The organism is Kitasatospora sp. NPDC056181 (assembly GCF_042266225.1).
Taxonomy (GTDB): Bacteria; Actinomycetota; Actinomycetes; order Streptomycetales; family Streptomycetaceae; genus Kitasatospora.
This window is the reverse complement of sequence record NZ_JBHJUK010000221.1, coordinates 1-10,809: the sequence shown is the minus strand read 5'-3', so window position 1 is coordinate 10,809 and position 10,809 is coordinate 1. Positions and strand designations below refer to the sequence as shown.

Sequence of the window (10,809 nt, the reverse complement as noted above, 5' to 3'; positions counted from 1 at the left end):
AGCCTCAACGGCGGCCGCGGCACCCTCTTCGGCGCCCTCACCGGCGTGCTGACCCTCCAGCTCGTGGTCAACGTCATGACCCTCGCCGGCGTACCACCCCTGTGGAACCAGTTCCTCAACGGCGCGATCATCATCGTCGCGCTGATCATCTCCCGCTTCGCCTCCGGCGAGAAGCAGGAGTGACGGGCCCCATGGCCTGAGAGCCGCCGGAGCGGCGCCACCAGCCCGGCGGCAACCGGGCGCGCCGCTCCGGCCTCCCCGTCCCGCCTCCTCGACCGACCACCACTCCCTTGTCCGCACGCAGGAGGCGCACACCCATGGCGGTGACCGATCAGGCCATCGAGCGGATCAAGGAGATGATCGTCTCGGGCGCCCTGCCGCCCGGCGCGAGACTCCCCAACGAGGCCGATCTCGCCGACCAGCTCGGGCTGTCCCGCAACTCCCTGCGCGAGGCCGTCCGCGCACTCACCGCGATGCGGATCCTCATCCCCAGACAGGGCGACGGCACCTACGTCTCCGGGCTCGAACCCCACCTCCTCCTGGAATCGCTCGCCTTCGCCGCCGACGTCTCCCAGGGCCACACCGCCGGCCAACTCCTCCAGATACGAAGGCTGCTGGAACCCCAGGCCACCGCCCTCGCGGCCGACCTGCTCACCGACGAGAACCTGGGAACGCTGCGGGCCGTCCTCGACCGGAGCGCCGCGGCGGCCGACATCGAGGAGTTCGTCGAGCTGGACATCGCCTTCCACCGCACGATCGCCGACGCCGTGGGCAACCCCGTGCTCTCCACCCTGCTCGGCATCCTCTCCACCCACACCCAGCGGCTGCGCATCGTCCGCGGCATCCGGTACGCGCCCGCCCGCGAACAGGCCCACCGGGAACACGAGGCCATCTGGCGGGCCCTGGTCAACCGCGATGCCGTCCTTGCCGCCAGCGCCAGCACCGTGCACATCGCCGCCGTCGAGGACTGGCTGACCGCCGGCACCGGCTCCCCGGGACTCGGCACCCTCGCCTGACGGCGACCTGCCGAGTCCCGTACATCCGTTCCCCTCCCGCTCAGTACGCACCAACCCCACCACCCAGAACGGTCTGACACATGAAGAGCCGAACCCTCCGGACCACCTGCATGGGCTGCATCGCCGTGTTGCTCGCCGGCTGCCTCACCGCCTGCGGGGACTCCGATGACCCCGGCAACTCCCGCCAACAGATCGGCATCGACATCCCCCGTGCCGACTCCGACTTCTGGAAGGCGTACGCGAAGTACATCCAGCAGGAGATCAACGACCAGCAGCTGAGCGTCCTGCCCCCGACCCATTCGGACGGCGACGAGGCGACGTTCACCGCCAACGTCCGCTCAATGGCCGCCCGGCATCCCAAGTCCATCGTCATGGCTCCGCAGAACACCATGACCACCGATACGACACTCTCCGAGTTGTTCCGCGCCAACATCCACGCGATCAGCGTGGACACCGAACCGGAGCACGGCACCGTCTACATGGTGGTCCGCACCGACAACCGCTCGTACGGCTCCAAGGCCTGCGAGTTCCTCGGCAAGCAACTCGGCGGCAAGGGCAAGGTGGCCGAGCTCCAGGGCGCACTGACCTCCATCAACGGATACGAACGCTCCGAGGGGTTCGCCGCCTGCATGAAGCGCAATTTCCCCGGTATCCAGGTGATCGCGCTGCCCACCGACTGGAAGGGCGACGTCGCCTCCGCCAAGCTCCAGTCCACCCTGGCCGCCAACCCGGACCTGAACGGCATCTACATGCAGGCCGGTGGCGTCTTCCTGCAGCCCACCCTCGCCCTGCTCCGGCAGAAGGGGCTGCTCAAGCCCGCCGGGCAGAGCGGCCACATCGCCATCGTCTCCAACGACGGCATCCCCGCCGAGCTCGACGCGATCCGCAAGGGCGAGATCGACGCGACCGTCTCCCAGCCCGCCGACCTCTACGCCAAGTACGCCCTGTACTACGCCAAGGCCGCCGCCGAGGGCAAGTCCTTCCAGACCGGGCCCACCGACCACGGGTCGACCATCGTCTCCCTGCCCAACGGCCTGGAGGACCAGCTCCCCGCACCCCTGGTCACCAAGGACAACGTGGACGACAAGTCCCTCTGGGCCAACCACGTTACGGGCTGACCGAGGCGGGCTCCGGAGCCAGGCCAACAGCCACTGCGAGAAGGGGACGACGGGACTCCGGCCCGTACATCACCACCGGACCGGCGGCCCCGTCTCACCGGACGAGGGTGCGGCGCCCGGTGGTGACGTCCCACGGTCCGAGTACACCCACCCGCACGTCCACGTCCCCCCAGGACGCGTTCCTCGTCGGTCCGGGCCGCGAAGGACCACGCCGACCTCAGTCCGGTGCGACTGTTGGTCCGGCAGTCCTGGCAGGGGCGGAGAGGTCATCGAGCGCATCGACCGCCGACCGCACGCGGTCGATGCGCCGAGAAGGCGTTCACGGAGGCATGCTGCTCCTGGTCCTGGCGATCGGTTGACGGCTCGGAGCTCAACTGCCCCCGCCGCAGCCGCCTCCGCAGCCACTGTGGCCCCCGCCGCAGCCACTGTGGCCCCCGCCGTAGTCGCCGCCGCTTCCGCCGGTGTCGCCGCCGTCTCCGCCCCTGTAGCGGGACTTCCGGTCGGCGTCGTCCCGGAGCACGGCCCAGGCGACGAGCCTGATGCCGATCAAGATGGTCCCCACGATGATGACGAGGCCCTGAAAACTCATCTGCCTGTTCCCCCTGGTAGCGCTGGGACAAGGTGCGGCGTGGTGTCCGACCGACTCGCCTCCGTGCACCGGCCGGTGACGACGGTTCGCGGGAGGCGGGATCAGCCGCACCAGGATGTCCACTCGTCGGCGGCGGTACTTCACTGCGTTCGCAGGGAACGACGGTGACACTTGGTCAGACGGTTCCCCCGGGGCCGGCGGTGGCGGTGGCGTTCCTGACCCCGACACCGGGCCTTGCGCGACGGTCCGACCTTCCGCTGCCGCCGGCGCCGGTAGCCTCCCGGGCACCACCTGGGCCGCCCCGGCCGCGACCGGTGTCACGGGCGCGGCGGACCCGGGCGTCGCAGCCCTCCACCGCCGACGCCTCACGGCCGCCTTTCACGGCGGCCACACGTGGCCCCTGTCCCCAGCCCGGGGCTTCGGCGAAACCCCTTCCGGTGCGTCACGGTGCAGAACCGTGCTGCAGGCGTCCGGGCTTCGCCGGCCGTGTGAGATATCCCTCTCGCGTCGTCGTGGCGCCGGTGGCCTGGGGAGGTTGACCATGGAGTCATGACCTCCTCGCCCCGCCCGCCGCACGTTGATGGTCGACCGGATCCGACAGCCGGGACTGCCGCGCCCGGCGGAGACTCCGCTCCCGCCCGCGGGTACCTGCTGGACAACGCGCGCGCCGAGGCGGGCGAGCGATTCGTCTGGCTGGCCGAGCTGTTCGACGGTGTGACGCGCGGGCACTTCGATCGACTGGGGGTCAAGGCCGGCTCGCGCTGCTGGGAAGTGGGGGCCGGTGGCCCCGGTATCCCGGAGGCGCTCGCGGCGGCCGTCGGTCCGACCGGGCACGTGCTGGCCACGGACATCGACCCGTCGTGGCTGAAGACCGGCGACGGGTACGAGGTGCGCCGGCACGACGTCGCCACCGACCCGCCCCCGGAGCCGGGGACGTTCGATCTGGTGCACGCCCGGCTCGTGCTGGTCCACGTACCCGACCGGGCTCGGGCGTTGGCCACGATGGCGGCAGCGCTACGCCCCGGCGGCTGGCTGCTGATCGAGGACGCCGACACCGCTCTGCAGCCACTGGCATGCCTGGACGACAGCGGTCCTGCGCAGCGGCGGGCCAACCGGCTGCGTGACGCGGTCCGGGAGCTCATGCTGCGCCGCGGCGCGGACCTACGCTACGGCCGGACACTGCCGCGGGCACTGCGTGAGGCCGGCTTGATGGACGTCGCAGCGAGGGGCACCTTCCCGGTCGGCGGGCCGGCCTGCGACCGGCTGGAGGCGGCGACCATCCGGCACGTGCGCGGCGAGCTGCTCGCGGCCGGCCTGGCCGACGACGCCGAGATCGACGCGCATCTGGCCGCCATCGACGAGGGCGCACTCGACCTGACACTCGCGCCCCTGATTTCGGCCTGGGGACGCCGTCCGGTCGAGCACCCGCCGGCACTCGGGTAGGCGTGGACCCAGGCGTTGTCCGACCTGCCCACGGTGCTGTTCGTCGAGGAAGGCATGGTCACCGTGAGCTGCCAGTGCTCTGGCCACCGCACCGCTGAGCCACGACGTGCCTGCGGTCGTGCCGGCAGCGCCCCCGTTGGCCACCGAGATGACCTCGGCGGCAACGGCCCACAGGCTGCTGCCCGACTCTCTGTCGGACCGCGGCAACGCCAAGCTGTTCGTGCCCCTGTACGGGCGGGACTACCGGCACGTGCCAGGCCTCGGCTGGTACCAGTGGGCCGGGCACCGCTGGCGCCCGGACGAGGACGACACCGTGCTCTGGGCGGCCGGCGAGATGGCCGAGAGCATCGCCGCCAATCGGCACCCGGCCCACGCTCGATCACTTGGTTCGACGGGACGTACACATTCACGGCTTCCAGCGGTCGGCCGACGGCGCTCTCTGATGAGGAGCGCCTGCGGGTCGCCGAAGGCCTCCACCGCCCGTAACCCCTGCTGAATTTCTTGGGCACCAATATCAATCCACCGGTCCGTATCGGCTTGGTCGGTCGGTGGTGTTCTTCTGGCCTGGCCGGTCGGCAGCCGTGTGGGGTCACCGGCCGGCCAGGGTTCGGTCAGATGTTGTTGCGGTAGCAGCGGCCGTACTGGTCGGTGAGTTTGTGGCAGGTCTCAGGGGCCTGTGGGGCGGGCCAGGTCTGGATGAGGTGGTGTTCGGCCGGAGGGCCGAAGATGTCGCCGAGGGCCCTGGCGGCGTCGCGGCCGCGGGTGTGGACGCGGATCCGGTAGGGGCCGGGTCCCTGATGGCTGACCGGTGGGAGCCCGGCGACGCGGTCGTCGGGGATCGGGCCGTGGATACGGGTGTCCGTGTCGAGGCGCATGCTGACCTCGACGACGTCGTCCCACTCGTCGAGGGTGAGGGGCGGTGCCTGGCCGTGCGGCTCGTACCGGAGCTGGACCGGGCCGAACTCGGTGCCGGTCATGATGATCGCGAAGCTGTCGCCCCGCGTGGAGACGACCCCGTTGAACCCCTCGTACATCCCGGGGTCGAGCTCGCTTCCGGCGGTACCGATCCAGTACTGGCTGTGGTCGACGCGGATTTCGGCGTCGTGTGCGGTCATCACACCTCCACGAAGTATCCGTCGCCGGGAAGGACGCGCCAGCGGCCATGAGTGAGGACGTGGCTGTGTGGGAAAGCGAACGTCCCGATGGCGATGCCGCGGCGCGCTTCGGAATGGTTTTCAGCAAGCACCGGGAGGCCGCGACCTATGGCGTCGAGGTCGTGCCGTCCTCGGGACTCATCTGCTTCGATCCCCAGGATGGACGAGATCAGGACTTCTTCGAGAGCACCACGATCTCGCTCTGCCAGGGCCTCTCGATCGCCACCGGTTCTGCGAATCCGCTGAGCGTGTAGGTGGCCGCCGGCTGGTGGTTGGAGGGGTCGAACTCGACCTTGATCGGGTACGGCGTGCCCTCTGCCGCAACCGAGACGACGGCGATCCCGGAAAGGCCGGCCGATCGCAGGATGATCACCGGCGTCTGTCCGATCCTGCCGGTGCCGATGCGCGTCACTTTGAGGGTCTTCGTCTCCGGAGTGTCGCTCCAGATCAAGTCGGCCGCTGGCTTGGCAGTGCACCGCACCCGGTAGTCCTTCATGTCCGCCTCGTCCCCGGTATTCGGGGACCACTTCAGCATGAGGGCCAACAGCTCTTCCATGTCTTCCGGTGCGGTGTGGTCCTCGTCGCCGCGTCGTACTCCACCCACGCACGATCCGGGTGCCACCAGCCCTCGTCACCGATCATGCGGAAGAGGAGCGATCCGTGCTCGACCGCCATCTCACCGACGCAGTTGCCCTGCTGGTCGAAGGAGACGCGGTTCATAGGATTCTTGGCCTGACTCGGTTGCTCGTGCAACAGCGATACTGATGGCGCACTGGTCAAGGCCGCACGGGCCTTCTTCGCGAGTTCGAGCGCTTCGGTGTCGTCGCTGGGGGAAGCCGACGGAGAGACCCCGGCCGGCGCCGATGCGATGGTGGTGGCCACGCTCCCCCCGGACCTCGCTGCCGAGGTCTTCGTACCGCCGCCGCATGCCGCCAAACCCGTGGTCATCACCACGGCCACCCCGACCGAAACAATCGCCGAACGTCGCATTCGCCCACCCCTGTTCGTCCCCGGAGTGATCACTGTCTCACGGGTTGACGGACAGATGCAGGGCCGCGAGGTCCCCCATCGAGAAGGACCGGCTCCTCCGCTGGGCGAAGAACAACAATGTCCCCCTGTGCTTCACCCCGACCCGCGCCTCCCGGGCCAACCCGATCGAGGCGCACTTCGGACCGCTGCGACAGTTCACCCTCGCCAACTCCAACCACCCCAACCACACCGGCCAGCCCCGCGCACTGCACGCCTACCTGCGTTGGCGCAACGCCAACGCCCGCCACCCCGACGTCCTGGCCGACCAACGCAAGGAGCGTGCCCGCATCCACAGCGAGAAGGGCATCCGTTGGGGAGGCCGGACGGTCCCGATCACGGCCTGACTCGGAAGCTCGTGTCAGCTCGCCAATGATGCGTGCAACGCACCGAACATGTCGCGGAGTTCGATTGCGTCGATGGGATCGATCTCCATCTGCAGGTGACACACATCATCGTCACCATTGGGAGTCAGGTGCACGAAGAAGGCAAACCTGTTCCCAACGGGTTCGGCACCCAACACCAGTGGATTGTTGCGACCGGGAGTCACGGCCTCCGAGAACCGAGAGCTCGACGGGGCACGCAGGTGAGTGAGCATCCGTGCGGCGAAGTCCGCGGCCTCCTCCCTGGTGAGGTAAACGGGGTAGTCAGCTGACAGCGAGGAGCACCAATCAGCGGTGACCCGCCAACTGTCCTCACCGACCTGAAGCAGCTCCAGCCATGCCTCACCGTCGCCGAGGCGAAGCTGCGGCATTCCCATCGCCATACCCTCCGACCTTCGCACCTTGGGACGCGATCTTACCGAGACAGCTCTCTTGCAAGCCGCCGTGCCCGCGACCCGGTGAACCCATGCGGTCACAGCACCAGCCGGCCGGTCGGCGCCGGTCCTGGGGTGCGAACTCGGATGCCCGATCGTGTGATTGGCCTTTCGCGCCCGTCGGACTCCGGTCCGTCGAGGCGATCACCGCAGGCTCTCGGGACCGTCTCCGGCGACCGGCGCGAATCCCGACCGCTGCCTGGATTTCCGTGGACTGCCGGGCCCACGCCTGTCAGCATGGGGATCGTCGTCGGAATCGGCGGGGGGCTTCGATGGCAATCGGCAGACCGGCGTTCTGGCGCATTCTCACCCTGACGGGCACGCTGACCGGCGCGGTGAGCGGCGCGCTGCTCTGCTGGTCCTGGGGATCGACCGTGGCCGCCCTGCCGCTCACTCCTCTCCTTCTCGTCGGTGGTGCGGGCCTGCTGGTGGCGTTCGCCGCTTCGCTGCCGCTCACCGACAACGGTGTGCCGGTGCTCAGGCACGCAGCCGCGATCATCCTGATGCTCCTGCTCTGGACCTCGGCCTTGGCTGCGGACGACGTCGCGGACGCCGTCGCGAGTTGGGCCCGCACCTCACAGGCGGTGACCACCACCCTCAACGGCTGCCGAGTTGACGGCACCTCCACGTCGGACAGCGGCTCGGTCCGAGTCGAGACCTCATGCGTGTATCACTGGATGTTCGACGGCCGTGAACGATCCGAGCGACGCGGTTCCAGGTCCGCCGGCCAGGACGGTGGCCACCAGCAGATGTGGATGGACCCGCAGACCGGCGAGATCAGCGACCACTCCGGGCTCCCCCTCGTCTTCGCCGCTGCCCTTTTCGCGCTCCTCACCGCCGCCATCGCCGTCACCGCCGGCTGGCGCTGGCTCCGGAGGGAGTTCAAGAAGCTGCGCACGGAACCGGATCGCACCGACTGAGAGCCCTGGCACCAACCACGCGGACCGCTGGATCGGGTAACCAACGTGGGGTGACGGCACAGAAGAAGGACCTCCTGGTGGCTCGAAAGGTGCCAACGCAACCGCGTACCAGAAGGTCCTGTGATGCTCCGCGCACGAGCAGCCCGACCGGCGGCCGGTGTACTCCAGCGACGTGCCCGACGCGGAGAGGGAGATCACCCTCGCCGCGCTCCGGACGCAGCCGTGGCTGGAGGATCGTGGCGGCCGTCCGGCCAGGTACTGCGAGCGCTGCTCATCGACGCGGTCCGCTACGTCGACGACAGCGGCTGCAAGTGGCGCCGGCCCCCGGCCGACCTCCCAGCCCGGTCCGCCGTCTACGCCCACTTCCAGCGCACCGCCGAGAACGGCGCCGTGGCCGAGTACCACGACCGGCTCAGGAATCGTCCTGGCCTGCGGATTCCGCGTCGGTGACGCGCCATTCGCCGCTCTCATGGGTCAGGTGGACGATCATCGGTGCGTTGGTCTTGCCGTGGAAGGTCGCCTTGTTGACGGCCGTCACGCGTGCCGTATTGGTGCTGGGCAGGTCCGACGACGTGACCCTCCACGCCTTGGCAAAGGCGATCTCGTCGTCCGTCGCGGGGTGGGCCTGCGCGGCCACCAGCGCGTCCTTCCTGCGTTCCTCGCTTCGGCAGTCGCCGATGCCGCTCTCGCCGCGCGCAGTCAGCGCGCACATGGTCTCGACGTCGTTACTGAAGGCGGCCCGGAGCCAGTCGGCGGCAGTCTGCTCGGCCTGCTGCTTCAGCGTATCCTCAGGGCCGTCCTGGGTGACCAGCAGCGTCGTCCCGGTAGCGACCACCGCCACCGCCACAGCCACTGCGGCCCACAGGGCCCCGCCCCTCTTCGTGACCCGGGTGTTGTGCTGGTCCCGGCCGACCGCCACTCCCCGTCCGCTGGCGGTGACGGGCGAACCGACCGGGACGAAGCTTCCTTGACCGGATGCCACCACGTGTAGGTTCTGGTCCACCTCCCGGACCGCCTCGCCCAGCACCCCGGCGAAGCCCGGATCCCGGGCGAGAACCTCCCGCAGAGCGGCCGCGAGGTCGGAGCGCCGCTGCTCGTCCGCAGGAGCGGCCTGCAACGCCGGCACCGCATGGGACGCGGTCGGTTCGATGCCGAGCCGCCCCATGACCAGCTGCGCGACCGCGCTCCCCACCACAGAACCGGCCTGTGTCGCGGCGCCCGTGGCCGAAGCCACCAGAAAGTCCCCCGTGACGGCCGCAGACCTCTCCGCCAAATGGACAAGATCCACTGAATCCCCCTCAGCTTGTTGTCAACGCGAAGTATCCGGTTCACCAACTCCCTGCACAAGAACGCAGTTGGGCCTCCTCGACGCCTGGAAAGGCCGCACAGCCGGCGCCGTTCCTCACCCACGACCCCGCAGGCCGGCGGTGCTGGCGTGCCGGCCTGCCGACGCACCATTCCCGATCCCGCGACCCCCGGAGGCATGAGAGTTCCGCGAACGCATTCCGCCGGACTTCGGCCCTCATCGCCATGGCCACCACTGCTTTCGCGTCGATTCCCGTGCCTCGTGGCCGAGTCAAGGATCACGCGAACGGTCCTCCTGCATGCGTCAAACCCCCGTACGGGCGACAGATTCCTCGGGCGGTGACTCTGTTGACAATTGATCTCCAGCGAACACACTGAAGCCGTGATCCACACTGAACCCACGATTCGCTTCCGCTTCGGGCTGACCCCGCTGGACAAGGTGCGGCCGTGGGGTGCCGAGCGCCCCGTACTGCACTGGTTCGGCTTGACCGACGGCTGGTACTGCATCGACCTCGACGGCCATGAGGTGCTGCGTTACTCCGAGCACACGGTTCGGGAACTCCGGAGCGACAGTGACGGCGGACAGCCGTGCCCCTATGTGGACTACTACGTGGTCCGCCTGTGGGAGGACGTGATCGAACTCGTGTCAAAGGCGATGGAGCCGGTGCCACCGGACCTGTTGGACATCGCGGCCGACAATTCGCCGGACTGGGACTGGGATTGGGAGGACACACCGGAGGAAGCCGACGCCGCATTGGCCTGGCACAGCGCCGGTTTCCTGAACACCAGCTATCTGCGGGTCGCGCCGTACGTCCGGTGCTGGCGCAGCATCAGCGGTCAGGAAGACACCGTCACTCTGACGTGGGAGCACGAGGTGGACCCGGAGGGCGTGATCGAGTTCGTCGGGCCGCAGAGAGGTCGGGTGACCATGCCGACGCAGGAGTTCCTCGCGGCGGTGACCGAACTCGACCGGGCGCTGTTGGCCGCGATGGAGCAGCGCATCAGCGAGTTGGAGGAGGCAACTCCGGTACCCGGCGTTGAACTGGACACGGAGCAGTTGCGCCGCGAGCACCGGGACCGGTCAACCTGGCTGCAGCGGGCGCGGAATCACGAGCCAGGCACTGACTGGGCGGCCGTACGTGCCGGCCTGGGTTCGCTCCTCGCCCAGGGGTAGCAGCACAGGACTGAGAGGGAACCCCGGCGCCTGATCGAGGCCGATGGTTGAACGGCAAGCTATCCGGCGGGGAGGCCGCGGAGGAGGAAGGGGAGGTGGGCGCCGCGGGCGAGGGCGGTGAGGGCCTGGGTGACGCGGCGGTGCTGTCCGGTGGTCATGACGTCGGCGAGGCGGGTGTCGGGGATCCAGTGCAGGCCGAGGACGTGGTGGGGCGGTCGGTGGCGGGTGAGGGTGGTGTCCTGGGCGC

The 10,809-nt window shown here is 69.2% G+C and carries 13 protein-coding genes and 2 pseudogenes; 9 read left to right on the top strand and 6 right to left on the bottom strand.

Annotated features, from left to right (window positions below):
* The 5 genes and pseudogenes from ACFC1F_RS40765 to ACFC1F_RS40745 all read left to right on the top strand — a co-directional run.
* Positions 1 to 183 (top strand): annotated as a pseudogene (locus ACFC1F_RS40765) (ABC transporter permease); the annotation flags it as partial.
* Positions 184 to 317: 134 nt separating this feature from the next.
* On the top strand, positions 318 to 1,016 hold the full coding sequence (locus ACFC1F_RS40760; protein ID WP_376166544.1) for a FadR/GntR family transcriptional regulator: 699 nt from the start codon (positions 318 to 320) through the stop codon (positions 1,014 to 1,016).
* Positions 1,017 to 1,096: 80 nt separating this feature from the next.
* A complete protein-coding gene (locus ACFC1F_RS40755; RefSeq protein WP_376166543.1) occupies positions 1,097 to 2,134 on the top strand; it encodes a sugar ABC transporter substrate-binding protein in 1,038 nt (345 codons plus the stop codon).
* A gap of 1,138 nt (positions 2,135 to 3,272) precedes the next feature.
* Entirely contained in the window at positions 3,273 to 4,166 is an 894-nt protein-coding gene (locus tag ACFC1F_RS40750; RefSeq protein WP_376166541.1) for a methyltransferase domain-containing protein, read from the top strand.
* 148 nt (positions 4,167 to 4,314) lie between these two features.
* A complete protein-coding gene (locus ACFC1F_RS40745; RefSeq protein ID WP_376166546.1) occupies positions 4,315 to 4,662 on the top strand; it encodes a hypothetical protein in 348 nt (115 codons plus the stop codon).
* 115 nt (positions 4,663 to 4,777) lie between these two features.
* On the opposite strand, the gene ACFC1F_RS40740 is transcribed toward ACFC1F_RS40745, so the two are convergent.
* The 3 genes from ACFC1F_RS40740 to ACFC1F_RS40730 form a co-directional block, all read right to left on the bottom strand.
* Positions 4,778 to 5,281 carry a hypothetical protein gene (locus tag ACFC1F_RS40740; protein ID WP_376166539.1) on the bottom strand — a complete coding sequence of 168 codons (504 nt, stop codon included), beginning with the start codon at positions 5,279 to 5,281 and terminating at the stop codon, positions 4,778 to 4,780.
* 208 nt (positions 5,282 to 5,489) lie between these two features.
* Positions 5,490 to 5,876 carry a hypothetical protein gene (locus ACFC1F_RS40735; protein WP_376166537.1) on the bottom strand — a complete coding sequence of 129 codons (387 nt, stop codon included), beginning with the start codon at positions 5,874 to 5,876 and terminating at the stop codon, positions 5,490 to 5,492.
* A complete protein-coding gene (locus tag ACFC1F_RS40730; RefSeq protein WP_376166535.1) occupies positions 5,849 to 6,202 on the bottom strand; it encodes a hypothetical protein in 354 nt (117 codons plus the stop codon). Before ACFC1F_RS40730 ends, ACFC1F_RS40735 begins: the two co-directional genes overlap by 28 nt.
* Before the next feature lie 206 nt (positions 6,203 to 6,408).
* Here ACFC1F_RS40730 and ACFC1F_RS40725 point away from each other — a divergent pair.
* Positions 6,409 to 6,693, top strand: a pseudogene (locus ACFC1F_RS40725) (IS630 family transposase); the annotation flags it as partial.
* Between the two features lie 14 nt (positions 6,694 to 6,707).
* Here ACFC1F_RS40725 and ACFC1F_RS40720 read toward each other — a convergent pair.
* On the bottom strand, positions 6,708 to 7,112 hold the full coding sequence (locus tag ACFC1F_RS40720) for a hypothetical protein (RefSeq protein ID WP_376166533.1): 405 nt from the start codon (positions 7,110 to 7,112) through the stop codon (positions 6,708 to 6,710).
* A gap of 323 nt (positions 7,113 to 7,435) precedes the next feature.
* Here ACFC1F_RS40720 and ACFC1F_RS40715 point away from each other — a divergent pair, with 323 nt between their 5' ends.
* Positions 7,436 to 8,083 (top strand): hypothetical protein, encoded by a 648-nt coding sequence (locus tag ACFC1F_RS40715; RefSeq protein ID WP_376166531.1) that lies wholly within the window; start codon positions 7,436 to 7,438, stop codon positions 8,081 to 8,083.
* Between the two features lie 222 nt (positions 8,084 to 8,305).
* Positions 8,306 to 8,533 carry a transposase gene (locus ACFC1F_RS40710; RefSeq protein WP_376166529.1) on the top strand — a complete coding sequence of 76 codons (228 nt, stop codon included), beginning with the start codon at positions 8,306 to 8,308 and terminating at the stop codon, positions 8,531 to 8,533.
* On the opposite strand, the gene ACFC1F_RS40705 is transcribed toward ACFC1F_RS40710, so the two are convergent.
* Complete coding sequence (locus tag ACFC1F_RS40705) at positions 8,496 to 9,371, bottom strand: hypothetical protein (RefSeq protein WP_376166527.1); 876 nt, start codon at positions 9,369 to 9,371, stop codon at positions 8,496 to 8,498. The genes ACFC1F_RS40710 and ACFC1F_RS40705 overlap by 38 nt on opposite strands.
* 399 nt (positions 9,372 to 9,770) lie before the next feature.
* On the opposite strand from ACFC1F_RS40705, the gene ACFC1F_RS40700 reads away from it, so the two are divergent.
* Positions 9,771 to 10,562, top strand: coding sequence for a DUF5984 family protein (locus ACFC1F_RS40700; RefSeq protein ID WP_376166525.1), 792 nt, complete (start codon positions 9,771 to 9,773; stop codon positions 10,560 to 10,562).
* 59 nt (positions 10,563 to 10,621) lie between these two features.
* On the opposite strand, the gene ACFC1F_RS40695 is transcribed toward ACFC1F_RS40700, so the two are convergent.
* Positions 10,622 to 10,809: hypothetical protein (locus ACFC1F_RS40695; protein ID WP_376166523.1), on the bottom strand; the 188-nt coding region annotated here is incomplete at its 5' end.